This window comes from Luteibacter sp. dw_328 (genome assembly GCF_018449605.1).
Taxonomy (GTDB): domain Bacteria; phylum Pseudomonadota; class Gammaproteobacteria; order Xanthomonadales; family Rhodanobacteraceae; genus Luteibacter.
Genome location: NZ_JAAVUW010000008.1, coordinates 165,920 through 185,443, shown reverse-complemented (window position 1 = coordinate 185,443; position 19,524 = coordinate 165,920). Strand labels below are relative to the sequence as shown.

16 protein-coding genes are annotated in these 19,524 nt (G+C 65.5%); 14 read left to right on the top strand and 2 right to left on the bottom strand.

The window, feature by feature from the left end; all coding sequences use genetic code 11:
- Positions 1-173 precede the first annotated feature (173 nt).
- The 11 genes from HB634_RS19175 to HB634_RS19125 all read left to right on the top strand — a co-directional run bounded on the left by HB634_RS19175 (position 174) and on the right by HB634_RS19125 (position 12,467).
- Positions 174-1,232, top strand: a complete 1,059-nt coding sequence (locus tag HB634_RS19175) for a pilus assembly protein PilM (protein WP_063573069.1) — start codon at positions 174-176, stop codon at positions 1,230-1,232.
- On the top strand, positions 1,232-1,996 hold the full coding sequence (locus HB634_RS19170) for a PilN domain-containing protein (RefSeq protein WP_213949751.1): 765 nt from the start codon (positions 1,232-1,234) through the stop codon (positions 1,994-1,996). Before HB634_RS19175 ends, HB634_RS19170 begins: the two co-directional genes overlap by 1 nt.
- A complete protein-coding gene (gene pilO / locus HB634_RS19165; protein ID WP_213949750.1) occupies positions 1,993-2,640 on the top strand; it encodes a type 4a pilus biogenesis protein PilO in 648 nt (215 codons plus the stop codon). The genes HB634_RS19170 and pilO overlap by 4 nt, the downstream gene beginning before the upstream one ends.
- On the top strand, positions 2,640-3,167 hold the full coding sequence (locus HB634_RS19160) for a pilus assembly protein PilP (protein WP_063573072.1): 528 nt from the start codon (positions 2,640-2,642) through the stop codon (positions 3,165-3,167). Before pilO ends, HB634_RS19160 begins: the two co-directional genes overlap by 1 nt.
- A gap of 19 nt (positions 3,168-3,186) precedes the next feature.
- Positions 3,187-5,415, top strand: coding sequence for a type IV pilus secretin PilQ (locus HB634_RS19155; protein WP_213949749.1), 2,229 nt, complete (start codon positions 3,187-3,189; stop codon positions 5,413-5,415).
- A gap of 113 nt (positions 5,416-5,528) precedes the next feature.
- Positions 5,529-6,521: a MoxR family ATPase gene (locus HB634_RS19150; protein WP_063571738.1), complete on the top strand. Its 993-nt coding sequence runs from the start codon at positions 5,529-5,531 to the stop codon at positions 6,519-6,521.
- Positions 6,518-7,438: a DUF58 domain-containing protein gene (locus HB634_RS19145; RefSeq protein ID WP_213949748.1), complete on the top strand. Its 921-nt coding sequence runs from the start codon at positions 6,518-6,520 to the stop codon at positions 7,436-7,438. Before HB634_RS19150 ends, HB634_RS19145 begins: the two co-directional genes overlap by 4 nt.
- Entirely contained in the window at positions 7,438-7,920 is a 483-nt protein-coding gene (locus HB634_RS19140; protein ID WP_213949747.1) for a DUF4381 domain-containing protein, read from the top strand. The genes HB634_RS19145 and HB634_RS19140 overlap by 1 nt, the downstream gene beginning before the upstream one ends.
- On the top strand, positions 7,907-8,893 hold the full coding sequence (locus HB634_RS19135; protein WP_063571741.1) for a VWA domain-containing protein: 987 nt from the start codon (positions 7,907-7,909) through the stop codon (positions 8,891-8,893). The genes HB634_RS19140 and HB634_RS19135 overlap by 14 nt, the downstream gene beginning before the upstream one ends.
- Complete coding sequence (locus tag HB634_RS19130; RefSeq protein ID WP_213949746.1) at positions 8,890-10,782, top strand: tetratricopeptide repeat protein; 1,893 nt, start codon at positions 8,890-8,892, stop codon at positions 10,780-10,782. Before HB634_RS19135 ends, HB634_RS19130 begins: the two co-directional genes overlap by 4 nt.
- A gap of 2 nt (positions 10,783-10,784) precedes the next feature.
- On the top strand, positions 10,785-12,467 hold the full coding sequence (locus HB634_RS19125) for a BatD family protein (RefSeq protein WP_213949745.1): 1,683 nt from the start codon (positions 10,785-10,787) through the stop codon (positions 12,465-12,467).
- A 6-nt stretch (positions 12,468-12,473) separates the two neighbouring features.
- On the opposite strand, the gene HB634_RS19120 is transcribed toward HB634_RS19125, so the two are convergent.
- The gene (locus HB634_RS19120; protein ID WP_063571744.1) at positions 12,474-12,980 is read right to left on the bottom strand and encodes an O-acetyl-ADP-ribose deacetylase; all 507 of its coding nucleotides are present in this window, start codon (positions 12,978-12,980) and stop codon (positions 12,474-12,476) included.
- 75 nt (positions 12,981-13,055) lie between these two features.
- Between HB634_RS19120 and HB634_RS19115 the strand changes: the two genes are divergently transcribed.
- The 3 genes from HB634_RS19115 to HB634_RS19105 all read left to right on the top strand — a co-directional run bounded on the left by HB634_RS19115 (position 13,056) and on the right by HB634_RS19105 (position 17,876).
- Positions 13,056-13,517 carry a MarR family transcriptional regulator gene (locus HB634_RS19115; RefSeq protein ID WP_063571745.1) on the top strand — a complete coding sequence of 154 codons (462 nt, stop codon included), beginning with the start codon at positions 13,056-13,058 and terminating at the stop codon, positions 13,515-13,517.
- 114 nt (positions 13,518-13,631) lie between these two features.
- Positions 13,632-14,765 (top strand): efflux RND transporter periplasmic adaptor subunit, encoded by a 1,134-nt coding sequence (locus HB634_RS19110; protein ID WP_213949744.1) that lies wholly within the window; start codon positions 13,632-13,634, stop codon positions 14,763-14,765.
- A 9-nt stretch (positions 14,766-14,774) separates the two neighbouring features.
- Positions 14,775-17,876: an efflux RND transporter permease subunit gene (locus HB634_RS19105; RefSeq protein ID WP_213949743.1), complete on the top strand. Its 3,102-nt coding sequence runs from the start codon at positions 14,775-14,777 to the stop codon at positions 17,874-17,876.
- Between the two features lie 193 nt (positions 17,877-18,069).
- Here HB634_RS19105 and HB634_RS19100 read toward each other — a convergent pair whose 3' ends face one another.
- Positions 18,070-19,512, bottom strand: a complete 1,443-nt coding sequence (locus tag HB634_RS19100; RefSeq protein WP_213949742.1) for a M20/M25/M40 family metallo-hydrolase — start codon at positions 19,510-19,512, stop codon at positions 18,070-18,072.
- Positions 19,513-19,524 lie beyond the last annotated feature (12 nt).

Sequence of the window (19,524 nt, the reverse complement as noted above, 5' to 3'; positions counted from 1 at the left end):
AGGGCTGGGGGACGCTCGACCAGCAGTGAAGGGTTTTCGCTAACCCAGTGACAGGATTTGTGAATTAGTGCCGGTAAGGGTCGATTTCGCCCGTTGCCAATCTGTTAAGTTTTAGATCTAATGCCTTCGCGCCGAAGACCAATTCCGACAAAGGCGCGGGGAAGGGGGACAACGTGGGGCTCTTTACACCCAAGGCGGCGCCTTTGATAGGCGTCGACATCAGTTCGACCGCAGTAAAGCTGCTGCAGCTCAGTCAGGCAGGTGGACGCTATCGCGTCGAACACTATGCCGTTGAGCCGCTGCCGCCCAATGCCGTCGTCGAAAAGAACATCGTTGAGGTCGAAGCGGTGGGCGAGGCTATTCGGCGGGCACTGGCCCGATCCGGATCCAAGCTCAAACACGGCGCTGCTGCCGTGGCCGGCTCCGCCGTGATCACCCGTATCATTCCCATGTCGGCCGACCTCTCGGAGGATGACCTCGAAGGTCAGATCCAGGTCGAGGCGAACCAGTACATTCCCTACCCGATCGAGGAAGTTAGCCTCGATTTCGAGATCGTAGGGCCGGTTCGCGACAATCCCGAGATGAACAACATCCTTCTCGCCGCCTCGCGGACCGAGAACGTGGACATGCGCATCGCCGCGCTCGACCTGGGCGGACTCACTGCCCGGGTCGTGGACGTCGAGGCCTTCGCCATGGAGAACGCTTTCGCCATGGTGGCCGACCAGCTGGCGGTCTCCCGGGATGCCCTGGTGGCGGTCGTCGACATCGGCGCCACCATGACCACCCTGGCCGTGTTGAAGAACCAGCGGACGATCTACTCCCGCGAGCAGGTCTTCGGCGGCAAGCAGCTCACCGACGAGATCATGCGTCGCTACGGTCTCTCCTACGAGGAAGCGGGTCGGGCCAAGCGCAAGGGTGGCCTGCCCGAGTCTTACGAGATGGAAGCCCTGGAGCCGTTCAAGGAATCGCTGGTCCAGCAGGTGAGCCGTCTGCTCCAGTTCTTCTTCGCCGGTAGCGAGTACAGCCGCGTCGACCAGGTTGTCCTGGCCGGTGGCTGCGCGTCCATCGAAGGGATCACGGAACTTCTCGAGCAGCAGCTGAGCGTGCCCTGCGTCGTCGCCAACCCGCTGGCCCGGATGGCGCTTTCCAGCCGTGTCCAGGCCCAGACCCTGGCCCAGGATGCGCCCGCGCTGATGATTGCCGTCGGCCTCGCCATGAGGAGCTTCGACTGATGGCACATATCAACCTGCTTCCCTGGCGCGCCGAGCGGCGCAAACTCCGCGAACGCGAGTTCTACATCCAGCTCGGCATGGCGTTTGGCGCCGCTCTCGTGGTGTTGATCGCGTGGTCCTTCTGGATGGACGCCCGCATCGACAACCAGGCCGAGCGCAATACGTACCTGCAGGGCGAGATCAAGCAGCTCGACGACCGCATCGCCAAGATCAAGGACCTCGAAAAGGTCCGTGCGGGCCTGCTCCAGCGCAAGCAGATCATCGAGCAGCTGCAGGCGAACCGGTCGCAGATGGTCCACCTGTTCGACGAACTGGTGAAGACCATCCCGTCGAGCGCACGCCTGGCAGGCATGAAGCAGTCGGGTGACTCGATGAGCCTCGACGGCGTCTCGCAGTCCAACTCCAGCGTGGCCGAGTACATGCGCAACATCGAAGCGTCGCCGTGGATGGGCCATGCGGACCTGCGCAAGACCGAAAACACGCACGACGCCTCGCGGATGCCTTACGTGTTCGGGCTCGACGTTCGCCTGAATCATCCGGGCGATACGCCGGATGGCGCGCCGGCAGGCCCGTCCAGCAGCGCGGCTCCGGCGTCGGCTTCGTCCGTCGCGACGGTTCCGGCGGCACTGGTCAACGGGGCGAATGCCGTGGTCGGCAAGCCCGCCACCGCTCCCGCTTCGACGACCGCCGCCGCGGCCCCGGCCGCCACTCCGGCCGTTGCACCGCGTCCGGCTTCCGCCACCACGGCAGGAGCCAAGCCATGAAGTTCTTTGACGATCTGCGTAACCTCGATCGCCATAACGTCGGCGGCTGGCCGAAGTCGATCAAGCTGTTCTTCACCGGCCTGCTGTTCGTGGTCGTCGTGCTCGCCGGCTGGTACTTCGAGATCAGCACGCAGCAGGATGACCTCGCTTCGGCAGAGGCCAAGGAAGAGTCGCTCAAGGTCGAGTTCTCCCAGAAACAGGCCAAGTCCGCCAACCTGGAAGCCCTCGAGCAGCAGCTGACCGAAATGCAGGACATGCTGCGCACCCTGCTGCGCCAGCTGCCCAGCCGTACGGAAATGCCCGAGCTGCTCATCGACATCTCGCAGACGGCGCTCGCCGCCGGCATCGAGACGGAGCTGTTCCAGCCGGGTCCGGAGACACCGAAAGACTTCTACGCCGAGAAACCGATCACGCTGCGCATGGTCGGCACGTACCACCAGTTCGGTACGTTCATCAGTGGCGTGGCGTCGTTGCCTCGCGTCGTCATCCTGACGCTGCACGACGTGTCCTTGTCGCCGAAGCCCGGCGATAAGAACAGCGCCAACTCCGGTCAGCTGGTTCTCCAGGGTACGGTGAAAACCTATCGCTACCTGGAAGACGACGAGACCACGGCCCCGGCGACTCCGATCAAGGGGGCCAAGTGATGAACGCTATGTCCATCAAGCTGCGGCCTGCCGCTTCCATGCTTTTCGCGGCCCTCGCCCTGGCTGGCTGCACGAAAGGAACGTCGGACCTGCGCGAGTGGGTCGACGCCGAAAAGCACAAGAAGGGGGAGCCGATTCCGGTTCTTCCGGTGATTCGCACGTTCGAGACGTTCGCTTACCAGGACCAGGGCGCTCGCGACCCGTTCAGCCCGAGCACGGCTGAAATGGACACGAACGTGTCTTCGGGGCCGCGGCCGGATGAGAACCGTCCCAAGGAGCCGCTCGAGATGTTCTCGCTCGACACCCTGAAGATGGTTGGCACGGTGGGTGCTGGTTCCAGTCTCGAAGCTCTCGTAAAAGATCCGGGTGGGGTGATCCATCGCATCCACCGCAATGAATACATGGGGCAGGCCTACGGTCGCGTGACGGCCGTCGGGGAGGATCGGATCGATCTGGTCGAACTGGTGCCTAACGGCCAGGGCGGTTGGATGGAGCGTCCGGCAAGCATCGCGGTCGGCGAAAAATAAGAACTCGGGGATGACGCACATGACGACCAACTTCCATCATCTGCCGGGTAGCGCGCGCCAGCGCGCGCGCCGCTGGGTGCTCGGCGCCACGCTTGCTTTCACCGGCGTGTTCGCAGGCACCGCATCGGCGGCCAACGCCCTGCAGAATGTCAGCTACGATGCACAGCCCGGGGGGCGCATCGAACTGACCCTCGCGTTCTCTGAAAATGCGCCGGATCCGAAGGTCTTCACGACCAACAATCCGCCACGCATCGCCATCGATCTGCCTGACACGACCAACGCGTTCAGCAGTCGTCACATCGACATCGCCAAGGGCTCCACGGCGGGTGTCTCGGTGGTCGCCGCCGGTGGGCGCACTCGCGTCACCATCGAGCTGTTCCGCGAATCGGCCTACCGCACGCGCGCCGAGGGCAAGAACCTCATCGTCACCGTGAACAACGGTCCGACCGGCGCGACGACGACCACGGCCATCGTGTCCGACCCGACCAAGGCACTCCCCTCGAGTGCGGGTATCCCGGTGTCGAACATCGACTTCCGGCGCGGTCCGAATGGCGAAGGTCGCGTCATCGTGACCCTCGGCAGCACCGCGACGACGCCGGAAATGCACCGCGAAGGCGATCACGTGATCGTCAGCCTGGCGGGTTCCAGCCTGCCGGCAAAGCTCGCCCAGCGTCTGGACGTGCTCGACTTCGCCACGCCGGTCCAGTCGATCGACTCCAAGGCCTCCCCGGGCGGCGCCCGCCTCGACATCCGTACCAAGGGTGAAATCGAGACGTCCGCCTACCAGAGCGGCACCGAGTATGTGATCGAAGTCGCTGCAAAGAAGACTGCCGCGCTGACGGGCAAGGCCGCCAAGGGTCAGGAACCGACCTATTCGGGCTCGCGACTGACGTTCAACTTCCAGGATATTCCGGTGCGCTCGGCCCTCCAGCTGATCGCCGACGAAGCCAAGCTCAACCTGGTCGCGTCCGACAGCGTCGGTGGCAGTGTCACCCTGCGCCTGGTCAATACGCCGTGGGACCAGGCACTGGACGTGATCCTGCGTGCCAAGGGCCTGGACAAGCGTCGTAGCGGCAACGTCATCTGGATCGCCCCGCAGGCCGAACTCGCCAACTACGAGCAGAGCCTCGCCGATGCGCGCCAGAAGGCCGAGGAATCGGCGGAGCTGATCTCCGACTACATCCCGATCAGCTACGGCAAGGCGGAAGACATCGCCAAGCTCCTGACCTCGGGAAGCATGCAGAGCTCGGGTGGTGGCGGTTCGTCATCGGGTGGTTCGCGAGGCTTCCTCTCGACCCGCGGCAGCGTTTCGTTCGACGACCGTACCAACACCCTGCTGATCAACGACACGCCGGACAAGATTCGTGACCTGCGTGAACTGATCGGGACGCTCGACCGTCCCGTGCAGCAGGTGCTCATTGAGTCGCGCATCGTCGTCGCCACCGACCAGTTCACCCGTCAGCTCGGTGTTCGCTGGGGCGTGCAGGCGTTCAAGACGAACCCGGGCGGCCAGGTCATCGGCACGACACCGGACCTGAGCAGCGGTACCGGCACGCAGCTTGGTACGCCGGGTCTGCTGACCAACGTCCACAACCTGAACAACGGTACGCAGACGGACAACACGCTTACCTTCCCGGGTGGTTACAACGTCAACCTGCCCGTCTCGAACCCGGCTGGCAGCATCGGCCTGGGCATCCTCGGGGCGAACTATGCGGTTGACCTGGAACTCTCGGCGGCGCAGACCGAAGGCCGTAGCGAAGTGATCTCCAGCCCGCGTGTCATTACCGCCAACCAGCAGGAAGCGGTGATCAAGCAGGGTACCCAGATCGGCTACGTGACCTACCAGGCCTCGAGCTCGGGCGGCGGTGCGCAGAACGCGACGGTCCAGTTCAAGGACGCCGTGCTCGAACTCCGCGTCACCCCGACGATCACGGCCGACAGCCGCGTGTATCTGAAGATCAACGTCAAGAAGGACGCGCTGGCCAGCCAGACCCCGTCGCCGGGCGGTGGCTTCGTGCCCTCGATCGATACCCGCGAGATCAACACCTCGGTGCTGGTCGACAACGGTCAGACGGTGGTCCTTGGCGGTATCTACGAGATCACCAAGTCCAATACGACGAACAAGGTGCCGGGCCTGGGCGATATTCCGGGTCTGGGCGTCCTCTTCCGCAACACGAACCGTCAAAACAACAAGGCCGAACTGCTGATCTTCGTTACACCGCGAATCCTTTCCGATTCGTTGCAATAACCTGGCTGCAGTGAAAAAAAGGGGCGGCCTCAGGGCCGCCCCTTTTTTTTCGCCCCTAAACTTCTCCGGCCGGCTGTGGTCTCATCGTCCCTCTACCCGCACGAGAGCCCCCGATGTCCGAGCTGCCGATTGCCACGACGCCTCTCCAGGAAGCGTTCGTCCGCCTGCGTGAGGAGTTGTCCCGCGGCATCATCGGTCAGCCGCACCTGGTCGAATGCCTGCTGATCGCCCTGCTGGCGGACGGGCACCTGCTCGTCGAAGGTGCGCCCGGGCTGGCCAAAACCACGGCGATCAAGGCCCTTGCCACCCGCGTGGAGGCGGATTTCCACCGTATCCAGTTCACCCCCGACCTGCTGCCCGCCGACCTCACCGGCACCGATATCTTCCGTCCGCAGACCGGCACCTTCGAGTTCGAGCGGGGGCCGCTGTTCCACAACATCGTTCTGGCGGACGAGATCAATCGCGCGCCGGCCAAGGTGCAGTCAGCCCTGCTCGAGGCCATGGCGGAGCGACAGATCACCATTGGCCGACGCACCTGGCCGCTGCCCGATCTGTTCATGGTCATGGCGACCCAGAACCCCATCGAGCAGGAAGGAACCTTCGCCCTGCCGGAGGCCCAGCTCGATCGCTTCCTGATGCACGTCACCATTGGCTATCCCGACGCCGATGCCGAACTGGCGATCCTTCGCCTGGCGCGCGACCAGGCACGCGAAGCCATGCACCCGGTGCCGCCTCCCGCTCACATGCTGCGTCCGGCTGACGTGTTCGCCGGGCGCGACGCCGTGCTTGCCGTACACATGGCCGCGCCGCTCGAGCTGTATATCACCCAGCTCGTGGTCGCCACCCGCAACGCTGCGAAATATGGCCCGGAGCTCGCGCGCTGGATCGCCTGGGGTGCCAGCCCGCGCGCCACCATCGCCCTAGATCGCTGCGCCCGCGCGCATGCCTGGCTTGCCGGTCGCGATTACGTCATCCCGGAAGACATCCATGTCATTGCGCACGAAGTGCTCCGTCACCGTGTGTTGCCCAGCTATGAGGCCGAGGCGGAAGGCGTACGCATCGATTCGGTGATCGATCGCCTGCTGGATCTCGTGCCGCTGCCGTGAGTGCCGTCGTCCCCATTCCGGAGGGGCGCGTCCACGTGTCGCTGCCCGAACTGATCGCACTACGTGCACGCGTGGCACGTGCGCCGACGCCCCCTGTCGTGTCGAGGGTGCAGCGCAGCGGCCAGCGGCCCGGCCGGCTACACGGCCGGGGCATGGATTACGCCGAGTCTCGCGTTTACCAGGCCGGTGACGACGTACGGCGCATGGACTGGCGACTGACCGCACGTAGCGGTGTCGCGCATACCAAGCTCTTCGAGGAAGAGCGTGAAGGTCGTCTCCTGATCCTTCTCGACAGCAATGCGAGCATGCGCTTCGGCACCCGTACGCGATTCAAATCCGTGCAGGCGGCACGCGCCGCGGCGATGGCCGCGTGGTATGCCGTGCGCGGCGGCGATCGCGTCGGTGTGCTTGCGTTCGGTGGTCAACGCCGCCTGCTTCGTCCCCTTGGCGGGGCTCGCGGGGCACTTGCCGTCGTGGGTGCGATCGCCGCATGGGACGCGTTGCCGCCCGGCGCGGACGAAACCCTTTCGTCGGCCCTGCAACGTGCGGGCCGTCTCATGCACGGCGCATCGCGTGTGCTGATCGTCAGTGACGGTTTCGCCGTGGACGATGCCGCGCGCGGACGGATGCTCGGGCTGGTTGGCAAGGCGGAGGTGTCCGTGCTCACTGTCGCCGATGCGCTGGAGCTCGCCCCGCCGCCGGCAGGTCGCTACCCGCTTGCGCACGGCGGCATTCACTACGACATCGTCCTTGAGGGTGAGCGCCAGCGCGCGGATTTCGCGCGCACGCTCGGTGAAGGCGTGCGGCGACTATCCGTGCTTGCCGATGGACTCAGCGTGCGGGCGCGCACGATCGACACCACGGCCGATCCGCTCGATGCCGTGGTCGCGCTACTCGGTTCGGGAAGGGCACGTTGATGCCGACCCCGGGCCCCGAACTGCGCGACATCCACGTGCCACAGGTATCCATGTGGTGGCCGCTGGCCCCCGGGTGGTGGGTCCTGTTCGCCCTGCTCGTCGCGGCGACGGTCGCTGTCATAGTGTTCCTTCGTCGTCGTGCGGCGTGGAACCGTCGTGTCGATGCCGCGCTGGCCGACCTTCGCGACGCCACCGCGCGTTGCGCGCAAGACGGTAATGTCGCCGCGTTCGCCACCGTTGCAAGCCAGCTTCTGCGTCGCGTCGCCCGCACGAACGACCCCCGCAGCGTGGTGCTGAAAGGCGTGGCGTGGCGCGATGCCCTCGCCGCCATGGCACCCCGACAGGACGTCACGCGCCTGGCGCGGATTGAAGACGCCATCTACCGTCCCGAGGCAGCGCTCGACGTGCCGTCGACAGCGCTCGATGTCGAAGCCTGGGTGCGCGTCGCCCTGCGACGGAGGTTGCCGCATGTCGCTTCCTGAGTTCGCATGGCCGTGGCTGTTCGCTGCCCTGCCGTTACCGTGGCTGTTGCGTCATGTGTTGCGCCCCTTGAAACCCGCGCAGGCCATGAACCTGCCGCAGCCGGGCCTGTCGCTCGTGGCGGCATCCGTGACCCGGGCGCCGTTCTCGGCAACCTTGTTGCTGGCGCTTGCCTGGCTTTGCCTCGTCACCGCCGCGGCCAGACCGCAGTGGCTCGGACCGCCGGAGCCACAGCGGCGCAGCGGACGCGCGACCATGCTCGCGGTCGATCTCTCCGGCAGCATGTCGCTCGACGACATGGAGCTGGCTGGCCGCAACGTCACGCGCTTTGCCGCCGTCGAGGCGATCGCCGGCGACTTCATCGATCGGCGCGCGGGTGATGAGCTGGGCCTCATCCTGTTCGGTTCGCAGGCCTACCTTGTCACACCGCTCACTTACGATCTGGATGCGGTCCGCGCGCAGTTGCACGGTGCGGTGGTCGGCTTGCCCGGTCGGGAGACGGCCATCGGCGATGCCCTGGCTGTCGCCGTGAAGCGCCTCGCCGACATGCCCGAACAGGCGCGCGTGGTCGTACTGCTCACCGATGGCGTAAACAATGCGGGATCCATTTCGCCGCGTGAGGCGGCGCGCGCCGCCAAGGCTGCCGGGGTTCGCGTCTATACGATCGGTATCGGCGCGACGTCCATGCGCGTTCCGGATTTCTTTGGGAGTCGCGAGGTAAACCCTTCGGCCGATCTCGACGTGTCCATGCTTACCGATATCGCCAACCAGACGGGCGGGCGATTCTTCCGCGCGACGGACAGCGCCGAACTCGCCCAGGCTTATCGCGCGATCGATGCGCTGGAGCCCGTACCTCAGCAAGGCGCCGCCCTCAGGCCGCGCTACGAACTGTTCCGCTGGCCGTTGCTGGCCTCGCTCGTGCTATTCGCCATCGGCGCGTTGCCGCGCTATCTCGGGCGGAGGGCCTTCGCATGACCGAGTGGCTCGGCCATCTGCATTTCATCGAGCCACGCTGGCTCTGGCTACTGCTTTCGGTGCCCGTGCTCGCGTGGCTTGTCGGCAGGCGGTCGGCGGCAGTGCGCATGCTAACGCGCCTCGCGGATCCGCTCTTGTTGCCGCATCTGCTCGACGGTAAACCCGGTGCGTCACGCGCTCCCGTGGTCGCCTTTATCGCCGCCGCCATCCTCGCCGTTCTCGCCCTGGCCGGCCCCGCCTGGGATCGCCAGTCGCAGCCGCTTTTCGCCGAGCGTGCCGCACAGGTCGTGGTCGTCTCGATGTCGCAACACATGCTCTCGCACGATGTCGTGCCCGACCGGCTCAGTCGTGCGCGCTACAAGGTGCGTGAACTCTATGCCGCGAATCGTGACGGGATGAACGCGCTGGTTGCCTATACCGGTGAAGCGTTCACGGTGGCTCCTCTAACGACCGACGCTCATAGCGTGGACGACCTGCTCACCGCGCTGGCACCCGACACGATGCCCGTGGCCGGTGACGATCCGGGCAAGGCGATCGACATGGCTACCGAGCTGATTCGTCACGCCGGTATTCGCGGCGGTTCGATCGTCCTGGTGACCGATCACGCCGACGCCTCGGCCGCGGGGGCTGCCAGCCGCGCACGTGCCGCCGGGAACACCGTGTCCGTTCTCGGTCTTGGCACCCCGCGTGGCGGACCGGTTCCCGGTGATGACGGCGGCTTTCTCAAGGACGAGCAAGGCGCGATCGTCATGGCGGCCCGTAACGACGCGTCACTGTCCGCTGTGGCTGTCGCCGGCGGTGGCCGTTATGTCGTCACCACCGACGACCAGTCCGACGTGGCCTCGCTCGCATCGGCGCTGCATGGCGATGGCGAGGGCAAGGCCGTCGAAGGCGCCACGTCGGGCCTATGGCAGGATCGGGGGCCGTGGTTGCTCATTCCGCTTCTGCCGATCGTCGCCCTGGCATTCCGGCGTGGATGGTTGCTCGTGCTGGCCTTGATGTTGATGCCCCTGGCGCCCGCGCGCGCCGACGGCGTCACGAACGCATTCCGTACGCGCGACCAGCAGGCGGCGAAGGCGCTGGCCGATGGCGATGCGAAGCGCGCGCAGTCGCTGGCGACGAGCAAGGGCCTGCTCGGCGCAGCTGCCTATCGGGCCGGTGATTACGCGGGATCAGAAGCCGCCCTTGCCCAGCGTGCCGATAGCGATTCTCAATACAATCTCGGTAACGCGTTGGCCAAACAAGAGCGCTACGACGATGCGCTTGCCGCGTACGACCGTGCCCTGAAAGTGAATCCAGGCAACGCGGATGCTGCGGCGAATCGCAAGGCGGTTGCGGATTTTCTGCAGAAGCAGAAGCAGAAGCAGAAGCAGGACAAGAAAGACGAAGGGCAGAGCGGAAAAAGCCCGCAAGACAAGAAGCAGGGCCAATCGGGCGATCAGGGCAAGGACCAGCAGGGCGAACAGGGTCAGCAGGGGCAGCAAAGTCAGCAGCCCGGCGCCGATGGCAAGGACGGACAGCAGAAACAGCAGGGTTCGCAGGACAAGACCGGCGAAGGCGAAGGTGGCGACAAGGGCAAGGAGCCAGGCAAATCCCAGGCGCCCCAGGGCGACGCGGAAGCCAAGTCCGCTGCCGAGCGCCAGCAGGCTGCACAGGCCCAGGCCGCGTTGAAACAGCAGATGGATGCGGCGCTTGCCGGCAAGAAAGGCAAGCCGGCCGATGACAAGGGACACGACCTCGGCGAGCTCTCCGCCGAAGACGCCTCGTCGAAGCTGCCGGCCGACGTGCGCCGCGCGCTGATGCGCGTCCCCGACGATCCCGGTGGCCTGCTGCGAAGAAAATTCATGCTCGAATACCAGCGTCGTCACGGCGCCGAGCCGGAGGAGTGACGATGCGTTACCTGTTGCTGGTCCTTGCGCTAGCGATTCCCTCGATGGCCATGGCGCAATCCGCGCCGCCGGTTGCTTCGCTCGATCGCAGCAGCGTGGGCGTCGGCGAGACGGTGACGTTGAATATCGAGATTGGCGATGAGTCCGTGGACGAACCGGACCTGTCGCCGCTACAGAACGACTTCGTGATCCTGGGCACGTCGACCAACCACTCCCTCAGCATCGTCAACGGACGTCGCGAAGCCCACACCATTCTTGGCGTTTCGTTGAGTCCGCGGCGCGAGGGGCATGTCACGATCCCGGCCCTCGTCGTCGGCGGTCAACGCACCCAGCCGGTACCGCTCGATGTCGCGACGTCATCGAACACGAGTGCACCCGCGGCCGATCGTCCGGTCGTGCTCGAAGGCAAGGCCGAGCCGACGCAGGCCTATGTCGGGCAACAGATCGACTACACGCTGCGTCTTTATCTCGCGGTGAACCTCGCTGACGGTCAACTCGGCGATCCTGCGGCGGAAGGTGCCGAGGTCCGTCGCGTGGGACAGGACGCGAACTACCAGGCTATGCGTGGCGGTCGGCGATTCAATGTCCTCGAACGTCACTACGCCATTTTCCCGCAGCGCGCAGGCAGCCTGGATATCCAGCCACCGACTTTCCAGGGAACGGCGATCGATCCATCCGATGGGGGCTCGTTCTTCGGTGCCGGCGCGCCGGTCAGCGCCGTGGCCGAGCGGCTGCGTGTGACGGTTCGCGATCGTCCGGCGTCGGCACCGGACGCCGCCTGGATTCCGGCGCGCGAGCTCAGGCTCTCCCTCGAAGGCCTGCCGGCCGATGGCAAGGGGCGCGTCGGCCAGCCGATCACGTTGACGATGCGGCTCGACGCCGTCGGCATGCCTTTCGAAGCGTTGCCCGCGCTCTCGCTGCCCAGGATCGACGGCGCGGACGTCTATCCGGACAAAGCCGTCACGGGTGGTGGCAGCAACGGGGCATGGATAACCGGTCGTCGCCAGCAGGGTTTCGCCGTCGTGCCGACGCGCAGCGGAACGCTGCACATTCCCGAAACCACGTTGCACTGGTGGAACGTGGTGACCGACAAGCCGGAAGTCGCCACGGTGCCCGCCCACGATATCGAGGTGGCATCCGGCGCGGGCGCGACACCGCCACCCGTCTCGGGCGCATCCGTCGCGCAGCCGTCCGCGGTCGCTTCGACCTCTGCCGCTACCTCACTGGCGCCGTCAGCTTCTTCCACGCCTTGGCGCTGGCTGTTCCTGGCGGCGGTGCTGCTGTGGTTGGCTACGGTCGCGGCGTGGCTGTTTTTCGGTCGGCGCCGTGGGCCGGCGACGGCAGCGGCAAACGCCGCGGCGCCCGTGTCCCACGGTCCTGTTCGCGAACGACCGGCACGCGATGCGTTTCTTTTCTCGACGTCCGTTGATGCCGGGACGTTGGACGCTCTGCTGCTGGCCTGGGCACAGGCGGTACGGCCGTCCCTTCGCAGCACAGGTGCTTTGTCGGAGGCGCTGGCCGGAGAGGATCAGCGGGCCGCGATCGTCATGCTCCAGCGCGCGCGCTTCGCCGGTGGAGCGGTCGACCCCGTCGTGCTGAAGGCAGCGTTCACACGGGGATTCGACTGGTCGACCCTGCCGGATGGGAAGGAGCCGTCGGGCCTTCCGCCCCTGTATCCCCGGTAGTTTCGATCAGAGCAGTCGCTCGTACGCCTGCGTCATCGACGGCCCGAACGTGCATAACACCACGCGTCCAGGACGCCATGGCGCCGCGCGCAGCGTATCGACCGCGATGCGCGCGGCGGCATCGGCCGGGTAGCCGTAGACCCCTGCGCTGATCGCGGGAAACGCGATGGACGCGATGCCATGCGTCTCTGCCATTTTGAGAACATTCCTATAGCAGGCGGCCAGTCGGTCGGCCTCGTCCCGGCCACCGCCCTGCCACACGGGTCCCACCGTATGGATGATGAAGTGGGCGGGGAGGGCGAAGCCTGCCGTGAGACGGGCCTCCCCGGTTGGGCAGCGCACACCGGGGGCTACTTCCGGGAGCGCCCGGCAAGCGGCCAGCAGGGCCGGTCCTGCGGCCCGGTGGATGGCCCCGTCCACCCCGCCGCCGCCCAGCAGGGACTCGTTGGCGGCGTTGACGATGGCGTCGACCGCCAGCCGCGTGATATCCGTCTCGATCAGCTCCAAAGCCATCTCGCCTCCTTCTGTGACGGTGGCGCCGCAATTGGCTACGATGGATGTACTCCCTTTCGCAGCATGCTCCAGGTTATGGCCGATCAGCTCAAAGTTGAAGACATCTCGTTCGGCTACCTGCTGAATGACGTTACCTTGCTCTTTCGCAAGCACTTCGACCGCAGAGCCGTGCGTTTCGGCCTGACTCGCGCCCAGTGGCGTGCCCTCAAAGCCCTTCACCGGCGCCCCGGCATGCGGCAGAACGAACTGGCTGAACAGCTGGACATGGAGCCGATCGCGGTGGGACGCGTCATCGACCGCCTGCAGGCCGCCGGCTTCGTGGAACGACGCGCCGACCCGAAGGACCGGCGCGCCTGGCGTCTTCACGACACCGAGCAGGCGCGTGGTGTCATCGATGGCATGGAAGATATCGCCCGTGGCCTTCGCCGCGACGCCACGGCCGGCATCTCTCCCGATGACCTGACCATGATGCTTGCGGTCCTGGACCGCATGAAAGAGAACCTCCAGAGCCTCGACGGCCCGTCCGAAGAAAGCTGACCGGCCGGTCAACCAAACGCCACGACCTGCGTTTGTACGAAGGATGTCCGAACCAAAACCAGTCCGCGCTCCCGAGCGCGGCGACCGGACCCCCAGGATTCGGCCGGAGCCCACATGCAACGTTCCCCAGGGAAGAAATTTCTCGTCATAGCGGTGCTGGTCGCCGTCGGTGCCATTGCCGCGACGATCTGGCGCCACGACGCCGGCGGTAAGGACGGCCCGAAGCCCGGCGATAAGACCGCGGCCGGCGTGCCGGTAACCACCGCGCTCGCGACCCGCGGCGAGATCGACCTCTCGCTGAAGGTGATCGGTCGGGCCGAAGCGTATTCCACGGTCAATCTGCGTTCGCGGGTCAGTGGGCAGCTGGAGGCACTCGCGTTCACTCCCGGCACCCACGTCAAAAAAGGGGATCTGCTGGCCCGGGTCGATCCGCGGCCGCTGAAAGCCGCCTACGACCAGGCGCAGGGCAATGTGTCACGTGACCAGGCGCAGCTGGTGAAAGCCGAGGCCGACCTGGCCCGCTACGAAAACATGCTTGGCAAGGGCTTCGTCAGCCGCGCCGATTACGACCTGTACAAGGCCAACCTCGGTGTCGCCCGTGCGGCACTGGAAAGCGATCGGGCCGCGGCGCGAGCCGCGCAGACCCAGCTCGACTTCACCACGATCAGCGCCCCCTTCGACGGGGTGACCGGCGCCCCGCTGGCCTACCCCGGCGCCACGCTTACGGCCGACACGACCGACATCGTGGTGCTCAACGAAGTCGACCCGATCCGTGTCGCATTCTCCATTCCGGAAGACAGCCTCTCCGCCGTGCGCAGCAGCGTGCGCAAGGGCCCGTTGCCCGTGCAGGCGAGTATTCCCGGCGACAAGGGCACACCGCTGCAGGGCGAACTCGAGTTCATCGACAACGCGGTGGATCCGACCACGGGAACGATCATCCTGAAAGGCCGGTTCCACAACGCGGACGGTCGGCTCACGCCCGGCCAGTTCGCCGACGTGACCCTGCCCACGACGCGTCTTGCGGACGCGGTCAGCGTTCCGGTGATCGCGCTGCAGAGTTCCACGTCGGGCTCGTTCGTCTTCGTCGTCAAAGCGGACAAGACCGTGGAGCAGCGAAGCGTCACCACCGGAGCGACCACGGCCGATCGCGCGGTGATCGACAAGGGTCTCGAGGGCGGCGAACAGGTCGTCACCGAAGGGCAGATGCTTCTGGTGGACGGTGCGCGCGTACGCGCCGACAAAGGCTGAGGAAGGCGCATGAACCTGCCGGAACTCTGCATCCGTCGCCCGGTGATGACGACGCTGCTGATGGCGGCACTGGTCATCTTCGGTATCGCTGCGTACCCGCGGCTGCCCGTGAACGAACTGCCGAACGTCGATTTTCCCACGATCAACATCAGTGCCTCATTGCCCGGAGCGTCGCCGGAGACCATGGCGTCGTCGGTGGCGACGCCGCTCGAATCGCAGCTCTCGACCGTGGCCGGCATCGACTCGATGACCTCGTCCAGTTCGTTGGGCTCGACCACGATCACCGTGACGTTCTCGCTCGATCGCAGCATCGACGGCGCGGCGCAGGACGTCCAGGCCGCGATCTCCGCCGCGCAGCGACAGCTGCCGCAGGACATGCCGACGCCGCCCACCTACCGCAAGGTCAACCCGGCCGACGCACCGATTCTGTTCCTTACCATGCAATCGACGACGCTGCCGTTGTCCACGGTAGATGACTACGCCGAGACCGAGCTGGCGCAGCGGCTCTCGATGGTCGATGGCGTGGCACAGGTGAGCGTGTACGGCTCGCAGAAGTACGCCGTGCGCATCGCCGTGGATCCGGACCGGCTCGCCGCGACGGGCATCGGCGTCGACAAGATGGTCGACGCGATCGCCGCCGCGAATGTCAACAAGGCGACCGGTTCGCTCAATGGTCGGCGGCAGCTGCTGTCCATTCGTTCGGATGGCCAGTTGATGCGGGCTGCCGATTACGGCCAGATCGTCGTCGCTTATCGAAATGGTGCGCCCGTGCGGCTCTCCGATATCGCCGTGCCGCGCGACAGCGTGCAGGACGACCAGAAAGCGAGCTGGTACAACGGCAATCGTGCGATCACCCTGGCCATTCAACGGCAGCCGGGTGCCAACACCGTGGAGACGGTCGACAAGATCCTCTCCCTGCTGCCTGCGTTCAGCGCCACCTTGCCACCGTCGGTAAAGCTGGACGTGATGTACGACCGCTCCGACTCGATCCGCGATTCGGTGCATGACGTCCAGTTCACCCTGATCCTCGCCGGTATCCTCGTCGTCATCGTGATCTACCTGTTCCTGGGCAATGCCTCGGCGACACTCATTCCAGCCGTCGCCTTGCCTATCTCGGTGCTCGGTACTTTCGGTGCGATGTTCGCGCTGGGCTACAGCCTGGACAATCTCTCCCTGTTGGCCCTGACCCTCGCGGTGGGATTCGTCGTCGATGATGCGATCGTGATGCTCGAGAACATCATGCGTCACATCGAGCTCGGCGAGACACCCTTCGACGCCGCCGTGAAGGGTGCCAACGAGATCGGCTTCACGATCTTCTCGATGACCTTGTCACTGGTCGCCGTGTTCATCCCGGTGATGTTCATGGGCGGCATCGTCGGTCGGCTGTTTCACGAGTTCGCGGTCGTCATCAGCGTTTCCATCCTGATTTCCGGCTTCGTTTCGATCACGCTCACCCCCATGTTGTGCAGCCGCTTCGTCAAGGCGCATGCACACGACAAGCGCAGCTTCATCGTCGTCTGGTTTGATCGTGGTTTCGCGTCGATGACCAACGGATACACGAGCACGCTCGCCTGGTGCATGCGCCATCCGCGAACCGTGGTCGGCGTGTTTGCCCTGAGCCTCGCTGCGACGGGCGTGTTGTTCGTGATCACGCCGAAGGACTTCATTCCGGCAGGTGACAGCGGTCAGCTGCGTGTCACCACGGAAGGTCCGACCGACATTTCCTTTTCCGCGATGTCCGCACGCCAGCAGTCGCTAGCGGAGATCGCACAGAAAGACCCGAACATCGAAGGCGTCATGTCCAGCGTGGGTGCCGGCGGCGCGCGCGCGACGATCAACTCCGGCTCGTTGCTGCTCCGGCTGAAGGATTCCGCTGAGCGCGGGCACACCACGCCTGACCAGATCATCCAGGAACTGCGGCATAAGTTCGCCGAGGTGCCGGGCATCCGCACGTATATCCAGAATCCACCGTCGATCCAGGTCGGCGGGCGCCAGTCGAAGGCGCAGTACCAGTACACCGTGCAGTCGACCGATCTACATGCGCTTTACGACTGGTCCGGGAAGCTCGTCACCGCGTTCCAGAAGCTGCCCGGCTTCCAGGACGTCACCACCGATCTCGACCTCAACAGTCCGTCGATGGTCGTCACCGTCAATCGCAACAAGCTCGCGCCGCTGGGGCTGACGATGGACCAGGTGCAGACGGCGCTCGGTTCGGCGTTCGGTGAGAACCAGATCTCGACGATTTACGGTTCGGCCACGCAGTACTGGGTGATCCTTCAGGTCGAGCGTCGCATGCAGGACGACCCGGCGGTGCTGTCGAGGCTTTATGTCACCTCAGACAGCGGCAAGCTGGTGCCGTTGAATACCGTGGCAAGCTTCGAGCGCAAGCCGCAGGTGCTGACGGTCAATCATCAGGGCCAGCTTCCGGCCGTAACGGTATCGTTCAACCTTGCGCCGGGTGTGTCGCTCAGTGATGCCGTGACGAGCATCGGTCGCGCAACGACGGAGCTCAAGCTGCCGCCGACATTGAGCGGGAGTGTGCAGGGCACGGCGCAGGCCTTCCAGGATTCGGTCAAGGGCATGGGTCTGCTGCTCTTGCTCGCGGTGTTCGTGATCTACCTGGTATTGGGCATCCTCTACGAGAGCTTCATCCACCCGCTGACGATTCTGTCGGGGCTTCCCGCTGCAGCCGTGGGTGCGCTGCTGACGCTGGTGATTTTCAACGCGTCGCTGGACCTGTTCGCGTTCGTCGGCATCATCATGCTGGTGGGCATCGTGAAGAAGAACGCGATCATGATGATCGACTTTGCCCTGGAGCGTCAGCGCGACGGTGGCGTCGCGCCGTCCGAGGCGATTGCGGAAGCCTGCCGTGTGCGTTTTCGCCCGATCATGATGACGACGGCGGCCGCCTTTGCGGGCACCCTGCCGATCGCCCTCGGTATCGGCGCCGGTGCCTCCACACGACAGCCGCTCGGCCTTGCCGTCGTGGGTGGCCTCGTGGTGTCGCAGATCCTGACGCTCTACCTCACGCCGGTGATCTATCTCTACATGAACCGCCTGCAGGAGCGCCTCGCGCCCGCGAAGAAGCTGCAGCCTCATCCAGTGCACTGATGTCAGTGCTGTTGTAGGAGCCGGCTGTGCCGGCGAACCCTCAGCTCAACCGATCTGCGAGTGAGGCTTTGCCCTGATCACGCAAGCGGTTAAACCGTCGCCCGAGTCAACACAAAGCCTCTCTCGCTACATCATCGCTGAGGGTTCGCCGCTGAAGCGGCTCCTACAGGGCTGCGGCGTGCTTCGGCATGGATCAATCGTGTGCGCCATCCTTCGCGAACGCGCCCGGCTTCGAGCCGAAGTCGCCATTCGCCTGCGCCGCCATGTAAGCGAACGTCGCATACACCGCCACGTTCTGCGCCAGCGCCTTCGGATCGATCTTGTCGAGCGTGTCGTTAGCGTTGTGGTGGTAGTCGAAGTAGTCCGTGCCGTCCTGCGTGAGCGACAGGGCGGCCATACCCTTGCCGTGCATCTGCGACAGGTCGGAGCCGCCGCCGCCGGGCTTGCTGGCGTCGTAGGCGACACCGATCGGCTCGACCACCTTCGCAATCTGCTGGATCGCGCCGAGGGCTTCGGGCTTCACGCTCGCGCTCATGCGCCAGATGCGTCCGGCGCCGAAGTCGGACTCGGTGCCTAGCTGGAACTTCGCCACCTCTTTCGCATGGGCCTCGGCGTAAGCGCGGCCACCCCACAAACCCATTTCTTCGTTCGAGAACGCGATGACACGAATGGTGCGGTCCGGGCGCTGCGGCATGTCCTTGATGAGCTTTGCGGCTGCGGCGGCGATGGCAACGCCGGCACCATCATCGATCGCACCAGTGCCCAGGTCCCATGAATCGAGATGGCCGCCGATAGCGACGACTTCGTTCGGGTATTTACGACCGGTGACTTCCGCGATCACATTCGCGCCTTCGTATGTCCCGGCAAAGCCGACATCGAGATCGAGCTTGAGCGTGACCGGCTTGCCTTCCTTCAGCACGCGCTCCAGCTGGTCCGCGTCGGGCAGTGAGAGGGCGGCGGCGGGGATGGCCTGCTTCGGGTCGGTGAAACCGGTGACGCCGGTGTGCGGCGTGCGGCTGTGCGCATCGGTGCCGGCGGAGCGGAGCAGGTAGGCGGCAGCACCCATCTGGGCAGCGAGCACGGCGCCGTGGGTACGCGTGGCCGAACCCAGGCCGTAGTCGTGACCGTCTTTCTGCTGCTGCATGTGGGTGCTGACGTAGACGATCTTGCCCTTGACGGTCGACGGATCCGCCGCCTTGAGTGCGTCGAGGTCGTTGAAGGCGACGACTTCGCCGGTGAGGCCCCCAGCCGGGGTGCCTGCGGAATAGCCGAGCGCGGTGAGCGCCAGCGGCTGCGGGAAGGGTGCGACGATCGCGCCATGCTCGCTCCGGCGCTGCCACAGCGGGTAGCTCACCTTCTCGGTGTAGACCTTGTCGAAGCCCATCGCCTTGAACTTCGCGACGGTCCACGCGACGCCGCGGGCGTCGGCGGAGCTACCGGCGAGGCGCGGGCCGACTTCGGTGGTGAGTGCGGAAACGAACTCATAGCCCGTGTTGTCGTTCATTGCGCGGTCGCGCAGTTCGGTCGCCGCGGTCACGGCCTTGTCCGGAATCGTCGTGGCCTTGTCGGCGGCATGGGCGGAAAAGGCGAGCACAAGGCACGCGGCGAGCGCGTGGAGACGAAGCGTATGGCGCATGGGGACCCCCGG